Raw genomic sequence first — 21,174 nt, 5'->3', positions numbered from 1 at the left:
GTAAGCGCCAAGCGACGCAGCCCTTGCCCGGCTTGTTTCCGGCAGGCGGGCGCCGGTTACACTCCAGAAACACTATACTGACGAAAAGGCACAATGCCGCCCACAAGCGACGCGTATGCTGGTCGATTGGTGGCTGAACGCGCACGAGAACGCGCGCCAGATGACATCATGACCAGGGCCCAGACACGGACCATGCTTGCACATACGCCAAAGATCCTGGTCGTCGAGGACGATCAGCAAACCAGAGACTTGATTGCCCGCTACCTGCGCGACCAATCCTGCCTGGTGGCCACCGCCTCGAACGGCCGCGAGATGGATCGCTACCTTGCCGGGCATTCGCTCGATCTCGTAGTGCTCGACCTGATGCTGCCGGGAGAGGATGGGCTGACGCTGTGCCGCCGCCTGCGCGGCGATTCGACGATCCCGATCATCATGCTCACGGCGAAAGGTGAGGACCTCGACCGGATCCTCGGGCTCGAGATGGGAGCCGACGATTATCTCGCCAAGCCATTCAATCCGCGCGAGCTGCTGGCGCGGATCAACGCCGTGCTGCGCCGTCAGGCCCAGGCCGATCTTGCCGGGCGCTCCGGCCAGAGCGCCACCCGGCTGCGCTTCCAGGACTGGACCATCGACCTGCGCGTGCGCGAGCTGCGCGATCCCGAGGGCGCCCAGGTGCCGCTGACGAGCGCGGAGTTCGATCTGCTGCAAGCGTTTTGCGAGCGGCCCGGCCGCATTCTGACGCGGGACGGCCTGTTGACCATGACGCGCAGCCGGCCGGCCAGTCCGTTCGGGCGCAGCGTCGATGTGCTGGTGAGCCGGCTGCGTCGCAAGCTCGATACGAACGAAGGATCATCCGTGATCCGGACAGTGCGGACCGGCGGATACATCTTCACACCGCATGTGGAAGACGCATGAGCTGGACCCGCAGGATTGCCGCGCTTTTCAGCTTCCGGCGGATCAGCGGCCAGATCGCCGCGCTGATCCTGCTTTCGCTGGTGTTGATCCACGCGCTGATCGGGCTGTATTTCACCAGCCAGAAACCGCGATCGTTTGCGGACCGGCCGATCCATCAGTTCCAGCTGATTGCCAAGCTTCTGGCTGTGACCCCTGCGGCCAATCGCGTAACGCTGTTGCAGGCGGCCGATCGGACCTTTCCCCGGCTGCACTTCACATTGCGCGACGCTGGCCCGGGCTTGTCTGACGATGCAAATGCGCCAGCCGTCGACGATGTCGATGAGTTTTCCGCGAAGACCGCACCGGCGGCGGTTCGGTTGCCGGACGGCGCCCTGTTCGAGGCAACGATCGGCCCGACCAAAATGCCGCCCTTCTTCGGCGCATTCTGGCTGAGTACGTTCCTGTTCCTGTTCGTCAGCGTCACGCTGCTCGGCGTGTGGGCCGGGCGCGCGCTCAGCGCTCCGCTGTCCGCGTTCGCCCGCGCCGCCGAGAATTTCAGCATCAGCCAGGCGGCAGCACCGCTTCCCGAGACGGGCCCGGAGGAAATCCGCGCGGCGGCGGTCGCGCTCAATCAGATGCGCGAACGCATCACCAGCCTGATGAACGACCGCACGCGCATGCTCGCCGCGATCAGCCACGATTTGCGCACCCCGATCACCCGGCTGCGGCTCAGATCGGAATACATCGAGAACGACGCCCACCGCGCGGAGACCCTTCACGACCTCGACCAGATGCAGGCGATGCTGGAATCCGTGCTGTCATTCCTCAGCGGCGGCAGCGCGGCGAAGCCGACCCTCGTCAACGTGGCCGCCCTGTTGCAGACGATCTGCGAGCAATTCTCCGATTGCGGCCATGTCGTGCGCTACCAGGGCCCGAACAGAGCTTCGCTGATGATCCGCTCCGGCGAGATCAGCCGCGCCGTGACCAACCTGGTCGAGAATGCCCTGCGCTTCGGAAGCGAGGTGGAGATCCGGCTGACCGCATCGGCCAACCGGGCCACCATCGACGTCGCGGACGACGGTCCGGGGATTCCCGAACACCGCCGCGCCGAAATGCTGAAACCCTTCGTCCGCGGCGACGAGGCGCGCACCATGGATGAGAAAAGCGGCTTCGGACTTGGCCTTTCGATCGCCGACGCCGTGGTGCGCGGGCATGGCGGCGGGCTCTCGCTGCACAACAATGCGCCGCACGGCCTGCTCGTCCGCATTGAGCTGCCGGGAACGCAGCGCCAGGAGCCGAATCGCAGCGGGTCGCATTCGTCGCGTCGGCCGCTTCACGAGGACGCCATTGGATAGACCGGGCGTCAGGATTTCTTGCCTCTGCCGGGAGGTCGCTTCTGGTCCGTTCCGGTATTCTTGAGCTCGTCCTGGGTGACGCGGCAGTCGCCGTTCTTGTCGTTCTGCAGGATGAATTCATTCGGCTTGCCGACGAACTCGCTGCGCGTGATCTTGCCGTCCTGGTTCTCGTCGAAATAGCCGAAATCCGCGTCGGCGAGCGCGCTGCCGGCGCGGCGAACGCCGTCGAACTCCGCAGGCGCGAGATTGCCGTCGTGGTTGCGGTCAGCACGATCGAACAGCCGCCCCAGATAGGCCTTCCACTCGTCGCAGGTGTAGACGCCATCACGATTGGCGTCCCAGATCTCGGCTGCGCTCGCCGGCGAGCGATCTCCGCCCGGCTGCGGACGATGCTCTTGATCTGATGGAGCCGGTTGCGCCGATACAGCCGAGATGGCCGCGCAGAGCAGGCTCATCGTGGCAATCACCCCGCAGATCGATGACGATCTTCCGCGCAAACTGATCCCTCCTCCGCATCATCGCAACGCGGGCCGGAGTTGCCGGTTGCGCCGTGGCGAAAATGCGGAAGGACGCGGTGCGGATACAGCGCGTTACAATTTGCCGCCGCGGGATCAGCCCTTCTTCGGATCGCCGCGCGTGTTGTGCAGCAGATTGTCGCGCAGCCTGACGACGGTCTTCTGCACGACTGGAAACTCGTCACCGAGTCCGGTCGCCTCGATCAGGGACGCGTTGAGGTCCTTGTCGAGCAGGCGCCTTCCCGCCGGCGTCAGGCTCACCCGCACCTGCCGCTCGTCGGCAGGATCGCGGACGCGGCTGATGTACCCGCTCTGCTCAAGCTTCTTGAGGATCGGCGTCAGCGTGTTGGATTCCAGAAACAGCTTTTCGCCGAGCGCGCTGACGGTCTGCTCGTCGGCCTCCGACAGCGCCACCAGGGCAATGTATTGGGTGTAGGTCAGGCCGACCGCGTCCAGGATCGGCTTGTAGGCGCGGCCGAAGGCCAGATTGGCCGAATAGACCGCAAAGCACAGAAAATTCGAGAGTTTTCGGCCTTTGGTGTCGGCCTTGGCGGGGCGGGTCACGGGCGTCTCCGGAGTTCGTGAAGTCCGAATCAATATAAATCGTATCCGATTAACTCGGAAGTGCTTGACACCGCCGGACGCGAGGTCTATTTCAACACGCATCCGATTAGATCGTATACGATCTATCTACATCCAAAAGGAGCTCGCCATGACCGCCAATGCCAAGGTTCTCGTCACCGGGAAGACCCACGTTACCGCCGGAGCGAACGGTGCCGCCCGCTCGCGCGACGGCTTCCTCGACGTCAAGCTGCCGCAGCCGCACCCCGCCGCCGAAAACCTGTTCGCGGCCGCCTGGTCGGCCTGCTACCTCGGCGCGATCCAGCTCGCCGCCGGACAGCGCAAGATCAAGCTCGCGAGCGAGCCCGAGGTCGACGCCGAGATCGATCTGAACCAGGCCGGTAGCGCCTTCTTCCTGAGCGCGCGCCTCAACGTCCACGTTCCCGGCGTCGAGCGCGAGGTTGCGCAGCAGCTGATCGAAGCCGCCCACGGCATCTGCCCCTACTCCAAGGCGGTCCACGGCAACATCGACGTCACCACCACGCTCGTCTGAAACACGCGCATGACGGCCTCCGACGCGGGCCGGCCGGCTGCCGGCTCGCGGTCGGGCGACAAAGCACAGGAGTTCAAAATGACCAGCAGACTGATGAAGGCGACGCGCCTGTTCGCAAGAGCGGCCCTAATCGCTGGAAGCCTCCTGACGATCCCAACCGCGCAGGCCCAGCAACCGGCCGGCATCACGCGAACCGACCTTCAGCGCCACGATCTCAGCGCGCCCGGACGTGAAGCGGTCCAGGTGCGTGTCGACATCGCTCCCGGCAAGGCGTTCGGCCGGCACACCCATCCGGGCGAAGAGATCATCTATGTGCTCGCCGGCACGCTCGAATACGACGTCGACGGCAAGCCGCCGGCGACGCTGAAGGCCGGCGACGTGCTATTCATCCCCGCAGGTACGATCCATGCGGCGAGGAACGTCGGCAATGTCACCGCGAGCGAGCTTGCGACGTATATCGTCGAGAAGGACAAGCCGCTGCTCACTCTCGCGAAGTGAAGTCAGCCGCCTGCCCGCCACCTCACGGGCGGGCACGGCGACATCAGATTCACTTCGTGCATTGAACCTCGGCCTGCCGCACCGGCCGCGCGTTGAAGATCAGCAGACTGGTCGCGGCCATGATCCACACGCCGACGCCGCCATAGAGCATCACCCAGCCAAAGCCGCTGGCGAGCGCCTGATGCACGATCGGGCCCGTTAGCTCGGGCGACGCTGCAACGTCACCAGCCGCGATCCGCTCGGCGATGACGCGCAGTTGCACGCTGTCCAGCGCCGGCAGCACCGCCTTCAGATGCGCCAGCACCCCGCTTGCGAGGATGAAACCCATCAGCGCGATGTTGACCGCAAGCGAGACCATCCGCGCGCTCATGTCGATCCCGGAGGCCATGCCGGCACGGTCGCTCGACACCGAGCCGGTCGTTGTGTTGGTGACCGGCGTGTTGGTGATGCCGAGGCCAATTCCGGCGATCAGGCAGCCCGGCAGCATCGTCAGCCAGCCGGGCTGCGCAGCGGCGCTGCCGAACTTCATCAGCATGAATCCGGTGCCGATGATGAACAGCCCCACTGGGATGATCAGGCCCGGCTGATAGCGCAGCGACAGGCGTTCGGCGAAGGGCGGCATCACCAGTGTCGGCAGCGTATAGGCGAGCAGCGCAAGACCGGCCGACACGCTGTCATAGCCGAGGCCGGCGTGAAACCAGATCGGCAGATAGATCATGAACGGCCAGTAGCTGAGGTTCATCGCGGCCGAGCCGATGATCGAGCCGGAGAAGGCTGGAATACGGAACACAGAAAAGTCGAACATCGGCCGCCGGCTGACTTTCTCCGCAACGAGGAACGCGATGAAGCTCGCAACGGAGACACCGAGAATCGCAAGCCCCTTCGTGCCTAGGAAGCCGAGATCGGGGCCCTGCGTGATGTAGAAGGCGAGGCAGAACACGGAGAGCGACATCGTCACGATGCCGGCGATGTCGAGGCTGCTCGCCTTCGGATCCCTGGATTCATGGACGCCGCCGATCGTGAGCACGAACGCCACAGCAGCGAGCAGCACGTGGACAAGGAACACCCACTCCCAGCTCAGTACCGCGGCAACGGCGCCACCGATGATCGGCCCGAAGCCGAGACCGATGCCGAAGATGACGCCCCACCAGCCCCAGGCGACCGCACGCACCCGGCCGCCCTGGAATTCATGCGACAGCACGGCGATCTGACAGATCAAGAGTGCACCGCCGCTCAGCCCTTGCAGAAATCGCGCGACGATCAGCATCTCGACGCTCGAGGCGACGCCGCAGATCAGTGAGGTGATGCCGAACGCCGCGATCGCGACCAAGAAGATGCGCTTGCGCCCATAGCGATCCGCCACCGTCCCGATCGCCATCAGCACCGTGGTGACCGCGATCGTGTAGGCGTTCATGATCCATTGCAGCGCCTTGAAGTCGGCATGCAGCACCTGTTCAAGCGTCGGCAGGATCGCGGGGATGCTGGAGATCTCCAATCCAAACATCAGGCAGGCAAGGCATACGGCTGACAGCACGACAGCGCCGCGGCGGCTCAGTTCAGAGGACATGATCAGGCCTTTTGTTGTGGCGAGCCAACGGCATACCGCACGCTGTTGCCAGGGTGCTGGCAGCAGCGTCGGTCGATTGACTCACGATGTATTGAGGCAGCAGCGGCAGGAATCGGGTGGCCGCGGCGCTTCAGAGCGCAAAGCTAGTCACGGCTTGAGCATTGGTGAATTGGATGACTAGATATTTCAGAGACAACAATTCCGGATGACTGACATGACCACGCTTGACGTCGATGCTGTGAAGACCTTCGTGACCATCGCCGAGCTCAGGAGCTTTACGCGCGCCGCCGAAGCACTCGGCACCACGCAGGGTGCGATCAGCGTGAAGCTGAAGCGGCTGGAGCGCCAGGTCGGCCACAGGCTGATCGAGCGGACACCGCGGCTGGTCCGCCTGTCGGCACAGGGCGCGGAATTTCTCGCGCCCGCGCGCGAACTGCTCGCTGCGCATGACCGCGCCGTCGCGGGACTGTCGCCGGCGCGCCACCGCCGCTTCTCGCTCGGCATCGCCACCCATGTCGGAGGCGCTGAAGTCCCGACCTTGCTGGCGCGGCTGCATGCGCACGATCCTACGCTCACCATCGAGGTCCGGCTCGACGATTCCCGCGACCTGCTCGACGCCTTCGACCGCGGCCAGATCGACGCCGCGATCATCCGCCGCGAGGACGACCGCCGTGACGGCGAGATACTGGCGACGGATCACTACGGCTGGTTCGCCACGCCGGACTTTGTCCATCGCACCGGCGAGCCGCTGCGGCTGGCCGCCTCCTCGCCAAGCTGCGGCGTGCTCAACATCGCGACGCGGGCGCTGGCGGCGGCAGGCATCCCGTGGACGGAGACCTTCCTCGGCTGCGGATCCTTTGCGGTCGCCGACGCGGTGGCCGCCGGCCTCGCCACATCGGTGTTCTCGTGCCGCCTTGCACCGGCAGGCACAATCGAGGTCAGTCGCCGGTTCGGCCTGCCTGCCCTTCCGCCGTCCGAGATCGTGCTGCTAGCGGCGTTATCGGATGCAAAATCCCGCGTCGTGCTGAAGACGCTCGTCGGTGCCTTTCGCGAGCATCATCGGCTGCCTGCAGATCGCGCAGCCGAGGAAATCCGTGCCGTCACGGAAGCCGCTGGGTCCTGAACCATATGCCAACTAGCGTCGCGCGCTGTCGGCGCGCTTGCCCTCGAACAGCGCGCGCTCCGACGCGAGCGCCTTGGCCAGAAAATCGAGGGTGGCGCGGATCCGCGCGGTGCGCTTGAGATCGTCATGCGTCAACAGCCACAGCGCCGATCGCGGCTCGGCAAGCGTCTTCGGGGTTACGCGGCGCAGCGCGGGCGCGAGATCGCCGACATAGCAGGGCAGCAAGGCGAGCCCCATTCCGGCGATGGCCGCGTCGCGCAGCGCCGGAAGCGCATCGACGCGGCAGGCGATCCGCGCTGAACGAAAGTTGTCGCGCATCCAGCCGGCGATCACGGTTCCCGCAAGCACGTCGTCGAGCCCGATCCAGTCGTGTGCAGACAGATCCTTGTCGTGGCGCCGGGCGAGATAGGCCCGCGATCCGTAGACCGCATGTGCAATATCGGCCACGCGCCGCCCGACCAGCAGCTCGGATGGCGCAGGCGTGGGCCGGATCGCAATCTCGGCCTCGCGGCGCGTCAGGTTCGCCATCGTATTCGAGATGGCGATCTCGGGCTGAATCTCCGGATGCGCGGCCCGCATCGCCGGCAGATGCCGCATCAGGACCGCGCCGAGCGTATCGGTGGTTGTGATCCGGACCGGACCCGACGGCCTGAGGTCCTGTCCCGCCAGCTTGCGCTCGAGCGCGAGCACCTCGTCCTCGAGACGGGCCGCCGATGCCGCAGCGGTCTCTCCCGCAGGCGTCGGCGCATAGCCGTCGCGGAAGCGTTCGAACAGACGTGTTCCGATCGTTCGCTCGATCGTGCCGAGACGGCGAAACACCGTCGAATGCGCGACGCCCAGCCGGCGCGCCGCTCCCGAAAGACTGCCCTCCCGCGCAATGGCGAGGACGAGCCGGAGATCGTTCCAGTCCAGCGCGCTGTGCATTCCTGCACTGTGCATTTTTGCAAACTCATTTGCCATATCTGGATAATACCTGATCGCAAACGAACAGGCCATCTTCTCCATTATTAAATCGGCCTCGCGCACCCCACGCGAGCCGTTGCCGATTGCCGAGGAGGAATGGCAGGTGACAAGCGAGACCACCGAGACGTTGCAACTGCACGACCCACGGCCGGCGACAGCCGACCCAAGGCGGTGGCTGGCCCTGCCCGTGCTGCTGACCGGCGCCTTCCTGCCGATCCTCGATTTCAATGTCGTCAATCTCGCGCTGCCGGCCATTCGCGACAATCTCGGTGCCAGCGCAAGCGAGGTCCAGTTCGTCATCTCGGCCTATGCTGCGACTTATGCGGTGTTCCTAATCACCGGCGGCCGGCTCGGCGATCTCTTCGGACGTCGCCGCATGTTCCTGACCGGCGTCGCCGGCTTCACGATCGCGTCGGTGCTGTGCGGCATTGCATGGTCGCCCACGGTGCTGGTCGCGGGGCGGATCCTGCAGGGCCTCACCGCGACGGTGATGGCCCCGCAGGTGCTTGCCTCGATCCGCGTGCTGTTTCCGGCAGCCGAACAGGGCCGCGCGCTCGGCTTCTACGGCGCGACTTTCGGCCTTGCCAACATCTGCGGCCAGGTGCTGGGCGGCGTTCTGGTATCGGCCCGTCCGTTCGGATTGGCCTGGCAGGCGATCTTCCTCATCAACCTGCCGATCGGCCTCGTCGCGTTCGTCGGCGGCGTGCTGTACCTCGCCGACTCCCGCTCTGAGCACGCCCAGCGGCTCGACATTGGTGGCGTCATCCTGCTGTCGCTCACGCTCGGCCTTCTGGTCTATCCGTTGATCGAGGGCCGTGAACTCGGCTGGCCGGCGTGGATCATCGCGATGCTGCTGGCCTCACCAGTGATGCTCGCCGCCTTCGTCCGCTTCGAGGCGCGACTCGAAGCCCGCGGCGGCGACCCGCTGGTCGCGCTGCATCTGCTGCGCAACAGCGATTTCGTCATCGGCCTGGTGATGGCGCCCGCGTTCTACATGCTCTCGTCGTTCTACCTGACCTTTGCGGTCTACCTGCAAAGCGGCCTGCATCAGTCTCCGCTGGCGGCCGGTCTCGCCACCCTGCCCTTTGCCACAGGCTTCTTCGTGAGCTCGCTCGTCTCGCCGCTGGTGATGCAATGGCTCGGCGCGCGCACGCTGACGTTGGGCTTTGCGTTGCAGGTGATCGGCTTTGGTATCGTCATGCTGTCGGTCGGCGGCGCGCTGCCGCAAAGCCTCGCCTTCGGCCTGATCTGCGGCGGGCTCGGTTTTGGCACCGTGATGCCCTCGGTCATCAAGGCCGTAATCGGCAGCATCGATCCGCGCCATGCCGGGCTGGCATCGGGCATGATGATCTCGACCTTCCAGATCGGCGCGGCACTCGGCGTCGCTGTGATCGGCGGCGTCTTCTACGGCCTGCTCGGGACGCATCCGCAGACCGACGATTACGCGCACGCTTTCACGATCGCGCTCGGCTGCAACGTGGCGCTGCTGGCCGTCGGCGGTTGGCTCTCGCTGTGGCTGCCTCGCGAGCCGACGGCGGGTTGAGCTATTGCTTCGCGTCCTCACGACGCGGCGGAAACAGCAGCTTCAGCATGGCGGCCGCAAGCAATGTCATCGTGGCAAGGCCGGTGGAGAGATAGAGCGCACTCGCATCGCCGAGCCGGTCGATCACGATCGCATAGGCCAGCGGCGCCGCCGCCGGCAGGATGAAGCTCGGAACAATCAGCCGGCCGACCAACGTGCCATAGCTGCGATGATCGAACAGGATCAGCGGCAGCGTTCCCCTGGTAATGGTCAGAATGCCGTTGCAGGCGCCGTACAGCAGCGCGAAGGCGATCCCCATCTCCTTCGACGACCCGCTGAACAGGCCGGCGATGAAGGAGAGCGGCATGATCAGGCAGGCGGCCAGGTTGAGCGCGAGCGGATCGATCCGTCCGCCGAACAGCACTTCGCAGAGACGCGCGGCGGATTGCCCGATGCCCCGGAACGTTGCGATCCACACCGCCACGGTGACGGTGAGCCCGAGGCCGGAGAGCACCGCGATCATGTGCGCGGACATGCCGGCATTCAGGAAATTGGCGCCGGTCATGATCACGGCATAGAGCCCGCCTGCCGCTGCAAGCTGCCTCCGGCCGACCGCGCGCGGCTGCTTGGGCACTACCGAACTGGAGCTCGGCACGCCGGCAAACCGCTGGTTCGGAATCAGCAGATGCAGCGGGATCGTCAGCAGCGCAAGGCCGGCATAGGCCAGCACCGCAGCGCGCCAGCCGAAATGTTCCGAGAGCGTATGGCCGAGCGGCCAGAACACCGTCGCCGCCAGGCCACCGAGCAGCGTGATGCCGGACATCGCGCGGCGCGCCTCCGGTCCGCCGATCCGGGCCAGCGCCGCGAACGCCGCATCGTATAGCGTCAGCCGCATGCCGAGACCAAGGATGATCCACGATGCGAAGTAGGTTGCGACCTGATACGAGGCAGCGAGGCCGGCGCAGCCGAGCGCGTTGATCACGGCGCCCGTGACCATGACCTCGCGGCCGCCGCGGCCGTCCACCCATCTCCCCGCCAGTGGTGACGTCACGCCCATCACCAGAAGTGCAGCGGCAAATCCGCCGTAGACGATGTCGCGGCTCCAGCCGAGATCGGCGGCGATCTGCTCGCCGAAGCCGCCGATCAGGTAGTAGGTCGCGCCCCACGATATCAGTTGCGCAAGCCCGAGGGCGGCCACGACCCGGCGTTCGATCACCGGGCCGTCTCCTGCTCCGATGGAAGCACTGATGCGCCCGGCCCCAGCGGCCGCTGCATCAGCACGGTGTCGACCCATTGGCCGAGCTTGAAGCCGACCGATGTCAGGGTGCCCACCGGCTGAAAGCCCATGCGACGGTGCAGCGCGATCGATCCGGCGTTACCGCTGTTGCCGATCACGGCGAGCATCTGCCGCCAGGGTCCTGCTTCGGCCCGCGCGATCAAGCCCTGCAGCAGCGCCACGCCGATGCCGCGTCCACCCAGTCCGTCGGACACGTAGACCGAGTCCTCGATGGTGAGGCGATAGGCCGGCCGCGGCCGATACGATGTCGCATAGGAATAGCCGGCCACGCGGCCGTCAACGACAGCCACGAGATACGGCAGCCCTGCCGCCAGCACGGCGTTCCGGCGGCTGCGCATCTCGTCCACCGTCGGCGGCACTTCCTCGAAGGTCGCCAGTCCGTTGAGCACGTGATGGGCATAGATGCCCTGCACGTCAGCCATGTCACCACCTGCAGCGTCGCGGACCACGACGCCGTTGCTGCCTACCGCCATTCCGTCTCTCACCCAAGCCGTCAATGTTGCTCGAGCATGCGCCCTGGCGCTATATAAGTGAAGCTTTGACAGCTTATGCAAAGCATAAGAGATACTTTGATGAAGAGCCTCAACCTCGACTATCTCGAAAGTTTCGCCGTGGTGATCGATTGCGGCAGCTTCTCCGCGGCGGCCGAGCGGCTGCAGCTGACGCAGCCCGCGGTGAGTTTGCAGGTGCGCCAGCTCGAGCGCAGCCTGAATGCAACCCTGATCGAGCGGGTCGGACGGCGGGCCAGGCCGACCGCCGCCGGCGTCGCCTTGCTGTCGCATGCGCAGCAGATCAACGCGGCCGTGGCATCGGCGGTCGACGCCGTCGCGCAGCAGACGACGGGAACGGCAGGCCGGGTGCGGCTCGGCACCGGCGCGACCGCCTGCATCTTCCTGCTGCCGCCGATCCTGAAGGAGCTGCGCGCTGCACTGCCCTCGCTGGAGATCACGGTCACCACGGGCAACACGGCGGAGATCGCCAGAGCCGTCGAGGACAACACGATCGACATCGCGCTGGTCACGCTGCCGGTGTCGGGACGAAGTTTTGAGATCACGCCGGTCATGAATGACGAGTTCGTGCTGATCGCGCCCCGCGACATGCAGCTGCCGGCGCGGATCACGCCCGAGGTGCTGGCGACCAGGCCCGTTCTCTTGTTCGAGCCCGGCGGCAACACCCGGCGCACCGCGGACGAATGGCTGGCGCGCGGCGGCGTGTCGCTGAAGCCGCTGATGTCGCTCGGCAGCGTCGAGGCGATCAAGGAGATGGTGCGTGCCGGTCTTGGCTGCGCGATCCTGCCCGGCATGGCCGTGCCCGCCAGGACCAGGCAGCGCGATCTCGTCGTGCGGTCGCTGTCGCCAAAGCTGTACCGCCGGCTCGCCGTCGTGATCCGCCGCGACAAACGCCTCGATCGCGGGCTCCGGCAGGCCTTGTCGGCGCTGAAGACGCTCTCGGCCGGAAGGCACAACGGCCGCTAGGGAGGACGCCGCGCGCCCTCCCTGCTCCCACCCCATCAAGTGGCCTTGCGCTCCTGCTCCGCGATCTCACGGAATGCGGCCTCACCGGCATCGGTCACCGCAGCCCACTTCGCGTTCGGGGTGGCTTCGGCATCGTAATTGTCGTGCCAGTTCCACCATTTGTAGGTCGGGCCCTGCGGATAGCCCTTCGGCGAATCTTCCCAGAGCTCCTGGCGGCCGAACGGCGTGATGTCGAGATAGCTCCAGACCGTCCCCATCGATTCGTCACCGCGGCTGTTGACGAGATAGGTGCGGAAGATCCGCGCGCCGTCGCGAATGAAGACGTTGTGGCCGTGCCACTCGGCGACGCCGAAGTCGGAATCGAAACTGTCGGTGATCGTGTACCAGGGCATCTCCCACTCCATCCGCTCCTTCAGCCGCGCGATATCGGCCTGCGGCGCGCGCGAGGCGTAGGCGAGCGTGGTGTCGCGCTGGTTCAGATGGGAGAGATGGCTGACCTGATCGGCGCCGAGCGAGCAGCCGCGGCAGCCGTGGTCGGGCCAGCCAAACACGCCGGGCTCGAAGAAGGCGCGGTAGACGATCAGCTGCCGGCGGCCCTCGAACAAATCGAGCAGGCTGACCTTGCCGTTCGGTCCTTCGAACACATACGGCTTATCGACCGCCATCCAGGGCATCCGCCGCCGCTCTGCAGCGAGCGCATCACGCGCCCGCACCTGCGCCTTCTCCTTCACCAGCATCTGCAGGCGCGCCGCCTCCCACGCCTCCTGCGACACCACCGGCGGGGTCTGCATCGCCGCCAGTCCGCCGCGATCGTTTTCCGCTGATTTGCTCATGATGATCTCCATCTCCGATTTGGACGAACTCGGGGGCCTCGGCGCAGTTCCACGTCCGCGGCCGTTCGTCATTGGCCATGCCGCAATCTGGCGCAGCGGCAGCGACGGGTGGGAGTGACAAGTGTGTCGGGATTTTCCCGCATGCGCCTCGATGCCCGACTTCATCCTTGCGATATGCTTGCACTTTGCAATTACTTGTGCGAGCCTCCTGCCCCATGAAACAGACCGCCCCTGCGTCCGATGATGGCCTCAAGCTCAGCGCCTGGCTGCCCTACCGCCTGTTCCTGGTCGCGGCGCAGGTCGCCCGCCCGCTCGAGAGTTTCTACAGCGAGACATTTGGACTGAGCCAGGCAGGCTGGCGCATCCTCGCCGTCATCGCCGAACGAAATGCCGCCAATGCCTCCGAGATCGGCCGCGCCTGCGCGCTCGACCCGTTCGCGGTCAGCCGCGGCATCGGCCAGCTGGTCGAGCTCGGCTTCGCGGTGCGACGCTCCGGGAAGACTGATCGGCGCTTCGCCGCGGTCAGCATCACCCGCAGCGGCCGAACCGCCTTCAACCGGATCGCCGCGCTGGGCAGCGCGATCGAGGCGCGACTGCTTGCGCGCCTCTCGGAGAGCGAGCGAACGATGCTCGATTCTGCCCTCACCAGGCTTGAGGGAGAGAGCGCACGGATCGACGCCGGCGGCTGGCACGCGCTGCTCGATGACACCGCTGCGCCATGACCGCCGCACTGTTCGCGCTGACCGCACTGCTGTGGGGCGGCGGCGCGCTGGCAACCGCGATGCAGGCCGGCGTGACGCCCGCGCCGTGGTCGGTCGCACTGCGCATGGTGCTCGCAGGCCTCGTCCTGCTCGGCTACGGCCGGCTGCGCGGCGTGCCGCTGGCGATCCCACGAAAAGATCGCCTGGCCGTCGCGTTGCAGGGCCTGCTGTTCTTCGCCATCGCCTTCATCGCCTTCTATGAAGCGACCGCGCGGATGCCGAGCGGACTTGCGGCGCTGGTGCTGTCGACATCCTCGCTGTTCGCGGCCGTGATCGCGCGCGCCGCGCTCGGCGTCCCGATCTCCTCCGGCTTCGTGTGGGGCGCGCTGTGCGGCATCCTTGGCCTCGCCATCATCTTCCTGCCCGGCGCCGCCGCGAATGGCACCGCGCCGCTGGCAGGTTTCGCCTGGGCGCTCACTGCGGCGGTCGCGACCGGCGCCGGAACGACGGTCGGTGCGCGCAACCAGCGCGCCGGACTGCCCGTCGTCTCCGTGCTGGCCTGGGGCGCATTCGTCGGCGCGGCCGCGAGCGCGCTTTGGGCCGCAGCGACCGGCACGCCGTTTGCGGCCGACATTTCCCTTTCTTATCTCACAAGCTTCCTCTATCTCGCGATCGCCGCGTCCTGCATCACCTTCATGCTGTATTTCGAGCTGGTGCGCCGCCTCGGCCCTGGCCGCGCCGCCTACACGCTCGCGCTGGTGCCGCTGGTCGCGCTGGTGCTGTCCGCGCTGTTCGAGCACCTTGCACTCGGCTGGCCGGTGCTCGCCGGCGCCGGCGCGATCCTGGCCGGCAATGTGCTGGTGCTGGCGCGGAACTAGATCCCAGAAAAATCTCGCCATCATGTCACTTTGGCCGTTCCTCGTTCGTCTTGATGTCGGACAACACCGAGGAACCCAGCATGACTGTCAGACTTGATCCCCTCGCCGCCGCCCCCAGGATCATGAAGATCTGGTTCGACGCCTCCGTCGCGATCGCGGCCAGCCTCGGGCCGCGGCTCGCCGAGCTCATCAAGATCCGCGCCTCCCAGATCAATGGCTGCGCCAACTGCATCAATTTGCACACGACGTTCGCCCGCGACGAGGGCGAGACCGAGCAGCGCATCTATCTGCTGTCGGCCTGGCGCGACGCGCCCTGCTACACCGACCGCGAGCGCGCCGCGCTCGGCTGGACCGAGGCGCTGACGCGGCTCTGCGAGCAACGCACCCATGTCGCCGCCTACGAGACGCTGAAGGCGCATTTCACGGCGGAGGAGCAGGTCAAGGTGACCTTGCTGATCAACATCATCAACGGCTGGAACCGGATCGCGGTCGGCTTCGGCGGCTTCGTCGATCCGCAGACCGTCAAGGTCAGGATGGCCGTCGCGTGACCGCGGACATGGCATGAAGGGACGCAGCGGATCGGCGGGCGATTGACGCGGAAATAATATCTGACTAAAGTCAGATATATGCTCGACCCTGTTTCCCGCGTCCGCCGCTTCAACCGTGCCGTGACCTCCGCCGTCGGCGCGCTCGACACCTCGTTCCTCGGGCGCGGCCGGCCGCTCGGGGCAGCGCGCGTGCTCAACGCGATCGGGCATGGACGCACCGACGTGGGCGAGATCAGGGATTATCTCGGCCTCGATTCCGGCCTGATGAGCCGTCTGTTGCGCAGCCTCGAGGACGAGGGGCTGATCGAGACCACGGCCCATGGCGACGACGCGCGCCGCCGCATCGCCAGGCTGACGCCGGCGGGCAAGCGCGAGTTCAACGCCTATGAGGCGATCTCCAACCGCCAGGCAAAGGACTTCCTCGCCCACCACACGCAACGCGATGCGCTGCTGGCGGCGATGGACATGATCGCCTCGGCGCTCGGGCGCGACGGCACCGCTCTGCGAGAGATGGATCCGCGCGGCGAGGAAGCACGCTACTGCCTCGGCGAATATTACGCCGAGCTGGCGCGACGCTTCAAACAGGGCTTTGACGTCAAGCTGTCGCGCGATCCCGATGCCAAGGACATGGTGCGTCCGCGCGGCAGCTTCATCGTGGCGATGTCGGACGGCCTGCCGCTCGGCTGCGTCGGGCTGAAGGGCAGCAGCGGCGAATTCGCGGAGATCAAGCGGCTCTGGGTCGCGCCGGCCGCGCGCGGGCTCGGCCTCGGCCGCCGCCTGATGGACGCGTCTGAGCGCGCCGCGCGGGAGCTCGGCATTGCGGTGCTGCGGCTCGACACCAACAGCGCGCTGGCGGAAGCCGGCCAGCTCTATCGCCGGAGCGGCTGGACCGAGATCCCGCGCTTCAACGACGACCCCTACCCCGATCTGTTCTTCGAAAAACGTCTCTGAGCGGCGCGGCGAGTTGAGCCCTTGCACGCGCGTATTGTCCGGCGCCGCGCGCTGGCCTAAGACGCTGGCATGACCATCCGCCCCATCGTCCGCTATCCCGATCCGCGGCTTGCGCTCCCGGCCGAGCCGGTGAGCCTGTTCGACGACGCGCTGCGCGAGCTGGCGGCCGACCTGCTCGAGACCATGCATGCGGCGCCGGGTATCGGCATCACCGCGCCGCATATTGGCGTGGCGCTGCGGGTCGTGGTGCTCGAGCTCGACACAGCCGAGGGGCCGCGGACCTATGTCAATCCGGAGATCATCTGGGCGTCGGGCGAGATGATCCTGCACAAGGAAGGCAGCGTCTCGATGCCCGGCGTCAATGACGAGGTCGAGCGGCACGCGCGCCTCCGGATCCGCTATCAGGACACCGATGGCAACATGCACACCGAGGAATCGGACGGCCTGCGTGCGGTGTGCCATCAGCACGAGATCGATCAGCTCGACGGCGTGTTCTGGATCAGGCGGCTGTCCCGCCTGAAGCGGGAGCGCCTGATCAAGCGATACGAGAAGCTGTCGCGCGGTTAGGCCGGAATCGTAGCGCGGGTTAGCCAACGGGTCCGCGCGAAGTGCGGCCCGATGACAGGCTCCGCGTAACCCGCCATATGGACCAAAACCCAACAGCATGGTGTATTACGCCTTCGCCTAATCCACCCTACGCATTCACCGCCGCACGCTCGATCGCGGCGATGTCGATCTTCGTCATCGTCATCATCGCCTCCATCGCGCACTTCCCGGCGGCGCGGTCAGCCCCGTTGACGAGCGCGAGCAGCCGCTTCGGCGTGATCTGCCAGGCAAAGCCCCAGCGATCCCGGCACCAGCCGCACGGCAATTCCTTGCCGCCACCTGTGGTGATCGCATTCCAGTAGCGATCGGTCTCGTCCTGGCTGTCGGTCAGCACCATGAAGCTCACCGCCTCGTTCGGCGTGTAGTTGGAGCCGCCGTTCAGCCCGACGAAGCGGCGGCCAAGCACCGTAAACTCCACGGTCAGCTCGTCGCCCTGCCCGATACCCGGTATCGGCGATGGGTGGCCCGCATCGACATGGCTGTCGGGGAATGTCGCGGCGTAAAACTCCGCCGCTTCGCGCGCCCGGCCCTGATCGAACCAAAGGCATGTGACGAGATCGGTCATTTGCAGTCTCCTTGTATGGGCGAAGGACGATTGGCGAAGACGCCAGCCGACACCGCAGCGCCAAGCTGATGAAAATAATTTGCAGGATGGCGTTTGTCGCAGCGCCGCCTCTGCTTGCACCACTGTCATCCTGGCCTGGTGCGCAATTGCGCACGGGAGCCAGAACCCATAACCACCGAATTTGATGATGAACGAGATCATGGCCCCAGCGTCGCATAACAATTGGCATTTGGGGTAATGGGTCCTGGCTTCCGCCAGGACGACGATGAGGATGGTTCTCGATTCAAGTTGTCGCACCACGCGGTGTCATCACCTGCGCATTCGGGTGATCCAGTATTCCAGAGACGCCTGTGCTTGAGCCGAGAGGCCGCGGCGTACTGGATCGCCCGGTCGAGCCGGGCGATGACAGATGTGGATGGGGGCGTACTTTCGCATCCTCGCGACATGAATTGCCCGAGCTTTGCTCTTCGTTCCGCCCTCTCTTGCAGAGGGCGCAGGGAAGACCGGGTGCCGATCGCACCCATGGGCCCCGTGCAAAGGTGGAAAGCACGGGGGTAGGACCACAGGTGTAACCGGGACATCCCGGCCTTCCCTGCGCGATGGTTGTGCGGCTTACTTCGTGCTCTCCCCGGCGAGACTGGGCTTGCTTGTCACCGCCCTCGCAAGACGCGTTCGCATTCCGCGAGAAGACACCTGCCGCTAGGGCGTCAGGACCACACGACTTCGCCGTCCGCTTCGCGTGCTCTCGTCAGTCACACGCTCCGCGTCCACCGCATCCCACACCGCGCTCGTGACGATCGCGAAACGCCCCTCGATCGGGTGGGACACGCCAATTGAACATCTGAGTTGGGTGAAACGCCAAGCGGAATATTTTCTTATCGCGGGATTGACAGGTTTTGCTGAGTTGCCCGTCGGGGTGATTTGTCGGAGGCGGAGGAGCGAGATTTGATTTGCGTCACCCGACGCAAATCAATCGCGTAACGGAGCGCGTTGCGCGGACGAGCCTCAGATCTCGCGACGCTCATCCGGGTAACGTTTGTTGCCCCGCAACTTGTCGAGCTGCCCTTGCTTCGCCTTCGACGGCGGGGATGAGGTTCGCGGCGAGAAAGTCGACAAACACGCGGAGCTTGGGAGCGAGGTGCCGGTTCGACGGCCATAGGACCCGCAGCGGCCCCGAGCGGTCAGTGTAGTCGTCGAGCACCGTGACGAGGAGGCCCTCACGAAGTTGCCTGCTGATGGCGAAGTCCGGCAGGTAGGCGATGCCCAAGCCTTGTTCGGCCATGAAGATGATTGGCTCGAGCGTACTTGCCACGGCCGTTCTGGGCAGGTCCCTCTCGACGCCGGCATGCTCGGGCCGCAGCGGCCAGCGCTCGAACTTTCCGCTGGTCGGAAACTTGTGGTGCAGACAGGCATGAGCCTTGAGGTCGTCCGGGGTCAGGGGAACACCCCTCGCCACCAGGTAGGCCGGGGCCGCCACGAGTCGTCGGCGATATAGGCCCAACGCCCGGGACATCAGACGCGAGTCGCCGGAATCGGCGAAGCGCACCACGGCGTCGAAGCCCTCCTCGATCACATCGACCACTCGATCGCTGAAATCGAGATCCAGCAGGATCTCTGGATAGGCCCGCATGAACGCGACGAGAGTGGGCATCAGCAGAATGCCGGCCAACGGCAGGCCGACACGCAGTGTGCCGCGCGGCGCGTCCTTCGTCTGCGACAGTTCGAACTCGGCCGCTTCGATCTCAGAAAAGATGCGCCGGCAGCGTTCGAGAAACAGGGCCCCCTCCACGGTCAGCGTGATGCTGCGCGTGCTGCGATGAAAGAGACGCACACCGAGTCGTTCCTCCATCCGCGCCACCGCCTTGCCGATCGCCGACGACGACACGCCGAGTTGCCGTCCCGCAACCGTGAAGCTTCGGGCTTCCGCGGCCTGAACGAAGGCATGTAGCGATCCCAGACTGTCCATCCCCGCAGCTCCATTGCGGACAACCAAGTCCGATATGTTTGGAACTACAGCCCATTTTTCAAGCCTGCGGGGGAGCTCATCTTCGGTCCAACTCAACGCAATGAAGGATTGGATCCATGAGCAACCCCGTCGTCTTGATCACAGGTGGACTTACCGGCATCGGGCGCGCCGCAGCCATAGCTTTCGCCAGGAAGGGCGCGAAAGTCGTCGTTGCCGGCCGGCGCGACGAGGCCGGCAAGGCGTTGGCGAGCGAGCTGCGTGACCTCGGTGCGGAGGCCGAGTTCATCAACGCCGATGTCCGCAAGGAAGATGACATCCGCTCCCTCGTCGACAAGACCGTCGCGCGGTTTGGCCGGCTGGATGTTGCGGTCAACAACGCCGGCACCGAAGGCCGACCCGGCCCGATCACGGACCAGACCGCCGAGAGCTATGCCGCGACGTTCGACACCAATGTTCTCGGCGTGATCCTAAGCATGAAGCACGAAGCGCGCGTCATGCAGAGACAGCGCAGCGGCACTATCATCAACATCTCCTCGACTTATGGGCACGAGGGCGCGGCGGGGGCCTCGATCTATGTCGGCAGCAAGCACGCCGTCGAAGGCATCACAAAGTCGGTGGCGCTCGAGCTCGCGAAATCCGGAATCCGCGTGAACGCGGTTGCGCCCGGCCCGACGGACACCGGCATGCTGACCCGCTTCACCGGCACGCCGGACAACAAGGCGGCTCTGGTGACGACCGTTCCGATGGCTCGCCTTGGCCTCTCGGAGGAGCTTGCCAACGCGATCGTCTTCATCGCGTCGGACGAAGCGTCATACATCACCGGTCATGTCCTCAATGTCGATGGTGGCAAGAGCCACTAACTCCGGTCTGGGCGCGAAGGTTCGCGTCGCGCTGAACCATCCAAAGGATAAATCATGCAACAGATCAAAGATGCACCCACCAAGTCGATCAAGGTTCCGGGGCCGGATCATCCAATCGCGATCGAGCGCAATCCCCATCAGGTTGTGATCTCGGTGGCGGGCCGCGTCATTGCCCACACGCGGGACGCGTTGACGCTCCGTGAGGCCGCCTATCTGGTCGTCCACTATATTCCGCGCAAGGACGTCGACATGGCGCTCCTTCAGCGAACAGATCACTCCACCTACTGTCCCTATAAAGGCGACTGCGCCTATTTCAGCATTCCGCCCGGCGGCGAGCGTTCGACCAACGCCGTCTGGACGTATGAGGCGCCCTACCCGGCGGTGGTGTCCATCAAGGACCACCTGGCCTTTTACCCCGATCGCGTCGACGCGATCGAAGAACGCCCCTGAGATCGGGCAGTTCGCAGGGCGGGTTAGCGAAATTGGTGGGAGGAGTCCGATGGCCGACGTGGTGAGGAAGTACAGCATTTCTTCTGAGCTGGCACAGAAGATGATCGATCAAGCGGTGACGAAAGCCAGACAAATGGGCGTCTCCGAGAACATCGCGATTCTCGATGACGGCGGCAATCTCAAGGCCTTTAGCCGAATGGATGGGGCCCCGATCCTCTCCATCGAGATTGCGCACAACAAGGCGTACACGGCTCTGTTCGGCGTCTCCACGCAGGATTTTTTCAACTTCATCCAGCGCGACCCGTCGCTTCTGGCTGGAATCCCCACGCTTGCACGCGTGGCGGCGTACGGAGGAGGGTTTCCCATCAAGGTGGGCGAAGAAATCGTTGGGGCAATTGGGGTGAGCGGGGCTCCAACTGTGCAGCATGACGTCGATTGCGCGAAAGCCGCCCTTGCGCTCGTGCCCGATGCGATACTGACTGAATAATCGAGG

24 protein-coding genes are annotated in these 21,174 nt (G+C 65.5%); 15 read left to right on the top strand and 9 right to left on the bottom strand.

Features of this window, described 5'->3' with window-relative positions; all coding sequences use genetic code 11:
- Nucleotides 1-168 precede the first annotated feature (168 nt).
- Together G6P99_RS20915 and G6P99_RS20910 are read left to right on the top strand one after the other, a co-directional pair.
- Nucleotides 169-915 carry a response regulator gene (locus tag G6P99_RS20915; RefSeq protein WP_245284531.1) on the top strand — a complete coding sequence of 249 codons (747 nt, stop codon included), beginning with the start codon at nt 169-171 and terminating at the stop codon, nt 913-915.
- A complete protein-coding gene (locus G6P99_RS20910) occupies nt 912-2,249 on the top strand; it encodes an ATP-binding protein (protein ID WP_029078733.1) in 1,338 nt (445 codons plus the stop codon). Before G6P99_RS20915 ends, G6P99_RS20910 begins: the two co-directional genes overlap by 4 nt.
- Nucleotides 2,250-2,257: 8 nt before the next feature.
- On the opposite strand, the gene G6P99_RS20905 is transcribed toward G6P99_RS20910, so the two are convergent.
- Both G6P99_RS20905 and G6P99_RS20900 read right to left on the bottom strand, forming a co-directional pair.
- Nucleotides 2,258-2,704 carry an EF-hand domain-containing protein gene (locus G6P99_RS20905; protein WP_029078732.1) on the bottom strand — a complete coding sequence of 149 codons (447 nt, stop codon included), beginning with the start codon at nt 2,702-2,704 and terminating at the stop codon, nt 2,258-2,260.
- 156 nt (nt 2,705-2,860) lie between these two features.
- Complete coding sequence (locus G6P99_RS20900; RefSeq protein ID WP_029078731.1) at nt 2,861-3,328, bottom strand: MarR family winged helix-turn-helix transcriptional regulator; 468 nt, start codon at nt 3,326-3,328, stop codon at nt 2,861-2,863.
- Between the two features lie 148 nt (nt 3,329-3,476).
- Here G6P99_RS20900 and G6P99_RS20895 point away from each other — a divergent pair, with 148 nt between their 5' ends.
- Complete coding sequence (locus G6P99_RS20895) at nt 3,477-3,878, top strand: Ohr family peroxiredoxin (RefSeq protein ID WP_029078730.1); 402 nt, start codon at nt 3,477-3,479, stop codon at nt 3,876-3,878.
- Between the two features lie 93 nt (nt 3,879-3,971).
- Nucleotides 3,972-4,376 (top strand): cupin domain-containing protein, encoded by a 405-nt coding sequence (locus tag G6P99_RS20890; RefSeq protein ID WP_029078729.1) that lies wholly within the window; start codon nt 3,972-3,974, stop codon nt 4,374-4,376.
- A 49-nt stretch (nt 4,377-4,425) separates the two neighbouring features.
- Here G6P99_RS20890 and G6P99_RS20885 read toward each other — a convergent pair whose 3' ends face one another.
- Nucleotides 4,426-5,943, bottom strand: a complete 1,518-nt coding sequence (locus G6P99_RS20885; protein WP_029078728.1) for an MFS transporter — start codon at nt 5,941-5,943, stop codon at nt 4,426-4,428.
- A 214-nt stretch (nt 5,944-6,157) separates the two neighbouring features.
- Here G6P99_RS20885 and G6P99_RS20880 point away from each other — a divergent pair, with 214 nt between their 5' ends.
- Nucleotides 6,158-7,066 (top strand): LysR family transcriptional regulator, encoded by a 909-nt coding sequence (locus G6P99_RS20880; RefSeq protein WP_165123347.1) that lies wholly within the window; start codon nt 6,158-6,160, stop codon nt 7,064-7,066.
- Nucleotides 7,067-7,078: 12 nt separating this feature from the next.
- On the opposite strand, the gene G6P99_RS20875 is transcribed toward G6P99_RS20880, so the two are convergent.
- On the bottom strand, nt 7,079-8,149 hold the full coding sequence (locus tag G6P99_RS20875; protein WP_246709593.1) for a LysR family transcriptional regulator: 1,071 nt from the start codon (nt 8,147-8,149) through the stop codon (nt 7,079-7,081).
- On the opposite strand from G6P99_RS20875, the gene G6P99_RS20870 reads away from it, so the two are divergent.
- Nucleotides 8,133-9,572 carry an MFS transporter gene (locus G6P99_RS20870; protein WP_156928392.1) on the top strand — a complete coding sequence of 480 codons (1,440 nt, stop codon included), beginning with the start codon at nt 8,133-8,135 and terminating at the stop codon, nt 9,570-9,572. The genes G6P99_RS20875 and G6P99_RS20870 overlap by 17 nt on opposite strands.
- Before the next feature lies 1 nt (nt 9,573).
- On the opposite strand, the gene G6P99_RS20865 is transcribed toward G6P99_RS20870, so the two are convergent.
- Together G6P99_RS20865 and G6P99_RS20860 are read right to left on the bottom strand one after the other, a co-directional pair.
- Complete coding sequence (locus G6P99_RS20865) at nt 9,574-10,767, bottom strand: MFS transporter (protein WP_029078724.1); 1,194 nt, start codon at nt 10,765-10,767, stop codon at nt 9,574-9,576.
- Nucleotides 10,764-11,321 carry a GNAT family N-acetyltransferase gene (locus G6P99_RS20860; protein WP_051346033.1) on the bottom strand — a complete coding sequence of 186 codons (558 nt, stop codon included), beginning with the start codon at nt 11,319-11,321 and terminating at the stop codon, nt 10,764-10,766. The genes G6P99_RS20865 and G6P99_RS20860 overlap by 4 nt, the downstream gene beginning before the upstream one ends.
- Nucleotides 11,322-11,420: 99 nt before the next feature.
- Here G6P99_RS20860 and G6P99_RS20855 point away from each other — a divergent pair, with 99 nt between their 5' ends.
- Nucleotides 11,421-12,323, top strand: coding sequence for a LysR family transcriptional regulator (locus tag G6P99_RS20855; RefSeq protein WP_029078722.1), 903 nt, complete (start codon nt 11,421-11,423; stop codon nt 12,321-12,323).
- A 35-nt stretch (nt 12,324-12,358) separates the two neighbouring features.
- Here the strand turns inward: G6P99_RS20855 and G6P99_RS20850 are convergent, their stop codons facing one another.
- Complete coding sequence (locus G6P99_RS20850; RefSeq protein WP_156928390.1) at nt 12,359-13,156, bottom strand: DUF899 domain-containing protein; 798 nt, start codon at nt 13,154-13,156, stop codon at nt 12,359-12,361.
- Nucleotides 13,157-13,371: 215 nt separating this feature from the next.
- Between G6P99_RS20850 and G6P99_RS20845 the strand changes: the two genes are divergently transcribed.
- The 5 genes from G6P99_RS20845 (at nt 13,372) to G6P99_RS20825 (ending at nt 16,801) form a co-directional block, all read left to right on the top strand.
- Complete coding sequence (locus G6P99_RS20845; RefSeq protein WP_051346032.1) at nt 13,372-13,878, top strand: MarR family winged helix-turn-helix transcriptional regulator; 507 nt, start codon at nt 13,372-13,374, stop codon at nt 13,876-13,878.
- Nucleotides 13,875-14,735 (top strand): DMT family transporter, encoded by an 861-nt coding sequence (locus G6P99_RS20840; protein WP_029078719.1) that lies wholly within the window; start codon nt 13,875-13,877, stop codon nt 14,733-14,735. Before G6P99_RS20845 ends, G6P99_RS20840 begins: the two co-directional genes overlap by 4 nt.
- Before the next feature lie 80 nt (nt 14,736-14,815).
- Entirely contained in the window at nt 14,816-15,283 is a 468-nt protein-coding gene (locus G6P99_RS20835) for a carboxymuconolactone decarboxylase family protein (RefSeq protein ID WP_029078718.1), read from the top strand.
- Nucleotides 15,284-15,361: 78 nt separating this feature from the next.
- The gene (locus tag G6P99_RS20830) at nt 15,362-16,234 is read left to right on the top strand and encodes a bifunctional helix-turn-helix transcriptional regulator/GNAT family N-acetyltransferase (protein WP_029078717.1); all 873 of its coding nucleotides are present in this window, start codon (nt 15,362-15,364) and stop codon (nt 16,232-16,234) included.
- A 69-nt stretch (nt 16,235-16,303) separates the two neighbouring features.
- A complete protein-coding gene (locus G6P99_RS20825; RefSeq protein WP_029078716.1) occupies nt 16,304-16,801 on the top strand; it encodes a peptide deformylase in 498 nt (165 codons plus the stop codon).
- A 127-nt stretch (nt 16,802-16,928) separates the two neighbouring features.
- Here the strand turns inward: G6P99_RS20825 and G6P99_RS20820 are convergent, their stop codons facing one another.
- Both G6P99_RS20820 and G6P99_RS20815 read right to left on the bottom strand, forming a co-directional pair.
- The gene (locus G6P99_RS20820; RefSeq protein ID WP_029078715.1) at nt 16,929-17,405 is read right to left on the bottom strand and encodes a VOC family protein; all 477 of its coding nucleotides are present in this window, start codon (nt 17,403-17,405) and stop codon (nt 16,929-16,931) included.
- A gap of 1,021 nt (nt 17,406-18,426) precedes the next feature.
- On the bottom strand, nt 18,427-19,371 hold the full coding sequence (locus G6P99_RS20815) for a LysR family transcriptional regulator (RefSeq protein ID WP_063618913.1): 945 nt from the start codon (nt 19,369-19,371) through the stop codon (nt 18,427-18,429).
- 116 nt (nt 19,372-19,487) lie between these two features.
- Here G6P99_RS20815 and G6P99_RS20810 point away from each other — a divergent pair, with 116 nt between their 5' ends.
- From G6P99_RS20810 to G6P99_RS20800, 3 genes are read left to right on the top strand one after another with little or no spacing between them, the layout of a single operon-like run.
- Nucleotides 19,488-20,231, top strand: coding sequence for an SDR family NAD(P)-dependent oxidoreductase (locus G6P99_RS20810; RefSeq protein ID WP_029078714.1), 744 nt, complete (start codon nt 19,488-19,490; stop codon nt 20,229-20,231).
- Between the two features lie 54 nt (nt 20,232-20,285).
- The gene (locus G6P99_RS20805; RefSeq protein ID WP_029078713.1) at nt 20,286-20,681 is read left to right on the top strand and encodes a DUF427 domain-containing protein; all 396 of its coding nucleotides are present in this window, start codon (nt 20,286-20,288) and stop codon (nt 20,679-20,681) included.
- 49 nt (nt 20,682-20,730) lie between these two features.
- On the top strand, nt 20,731-21,168 hold the full coding sequence (locus G6P99_RS20800) for a GlcG/HbpS family heme-binding protein (protein ID WP_029078712.1): 438 nt from the start codon (nt 20,731-20,733) through the stop codon (nt 21,166-21,168).
- Nucleotides 21,169-21,174 lie beyond the last annotated feature (6 nt).

Source organism: Bradyrhizobium sp. 6(2017), from assembly GCF_011058295.2.
GTDB lineage: Bacteria > Pseudomonadota > Alphaproteobacteria > Rhizobiales > Xanthobacteraceae > Bradyrhizobium > Bradyrhizobium septentrionale.
Note: the sequence above shows the minus strand (reverse complement) of the source record. Positions and strands in the feature narration are given on the sequence as shown.

Excerpts from the sequence above, each read along its gene's own strand:
- G6P99_RS20915 (WP_245284531.1), top strand. The coding sequence starts at position 169 with ATGACCAGGGCCCAGACACGGACCATGCTTGCACATACGCCAAAGATC.
- G6P99_RS20910 (WP_029078733.1), top strand. The coding sequence starts at position 912 with ATGAGCTGGACCCGCAGGATTGCCGCGCTTTTCAGCTTCCGGCGGATC.
- G6P99_RS20905 (WP_029078732.1), bottom strand. The coding sequence starts at position 2,704 with ATGAGCCTGCTCTGCGCGGCCATCTCGGCTGTATCGGCGCAACCGGCT.
- G6P99_RS20895 (WP_029078730.1), top strand. The coding sequence starts at position 3,477 with ATGACCGCCAATGCCAAGGTTCTCGTCACCGGGAAGACCCACGTTACC.
- G6P99_RS20890 (WP_029078729.1), top strand. The coding sequence starts at position 3,972 with ATGAAGGCGACGCGCCTGTTCGCAAGAGCGGCCCTAATCGCTGGAAGC.
- G6P99_RS20885 (WP_029078728.1), bottom strand. The coding sequence starts at position 5,943 with ATGTCCTCTGAACTGAGCCGCCGCGGCGCTGTCGTGCTGTCAGCCGTA.
- G6P99_RS20880 (WP_165123347.1), top strand. The coding sequence starts at position 6,158 with ATGACCACGCTTGACGTCGATGCTGTGAAGACCTTCGTGACCATCGCC.
- G6P99_RS20860 (WP_051346033.1), bottom strand. The coding sequence starts at position 11,321 with ATGGCGGTAGGCAGCAACGGCGTCGTGGTCCGCGACGCTGCAGGTGGT.
- G6P99_RS20855 (WP_029078722.1), top strand. The coding sequence starts at position 11,421 with ATGAAGAGCCTCAACCTCGACTATCTCGAAAGTTTCGCCGTGGTGATC.
- G6P99_RS20850 (WP_156928390.1), bottom strand. The coding sequence starts at position 13,156 with ATGAGCAAATCAGCGGAAAACGATCGCGGCGGACTGGCGGCGATGCAG.
- G6P99_RS20845 (WP_051346032.1), top strand. The coding sequence starts at position 13,372 with ATGAAACAGACCGCCCCTGCGTCCGATGATGGCCTCAAGCTCAGCGCC.
- G6P99_RS20840 (WP_029078719.1), top strand. The coding sequence starts at position 13,875 with ATGACCGCCGCACTGTTCGCGCTGACCGCACTGCTGTGGGGCGGCGGC.
- G6P99_RS20835 (WP_029078718.1), top strand. The coding sequence starts at position 14,816 with ATGACTGTCAGACTTGATCCCCTCGCCGCCGCCCCCAGGATCATGAAG.
- G6P99_RS20830 (WP_029078717.1), top strand. The coding sequence starts at position 15,362 with ATGCTCGACCCTGTTTCCCGCGTCCGCCGCTTCAACCGTGCCGTGACC.
- G6P99_RS20825 (WP_029078716.1), top strand. The coding sequence starts at position 16,304 with ATGACCATCCGCCCCATCGTCCGCTATCCCGATCCGCGGCTTGCGCTC.
- G6P99_RS20820 (WP_029078715.1), bottom strand. The coding sequence starts at position 17,405 with ATGACCGATCTCGTCACATGCCTTTGGTTCGATCAGGGCCGGGCGCGC.
- G6P99_RS20815 (WP_063618913.1), bottom strand. The coding sequence starts at position 19,371 with ATGGACAGTCTGGGATCGCTACATGCCTTCGTTCAGGCCGCGGAAGCC.
- G6P99_RS20810 (WP_029078714.1), top strand. The coding sequence starts at position 19,488 with ATGAGCAACCCCGTCGTCTTGATCACAGGTGGACTTACCGGCATCGGG.
- G6P99_RS20805 (WP_029078713.1), top strand. The coding sequence starts at position 20,286 with ATGCAACAGATCAAAGATGCACCCACCAAGTCGATCAAGGTTCCGGGG.
- G6P99_RS20800 (WP_029078712.1), top strand. The coding sequence starts at position 20,731 with ATGGCCGACGTGGTGAGGAAGTACAGCATTTCTTCTGAGCTGGCACAG.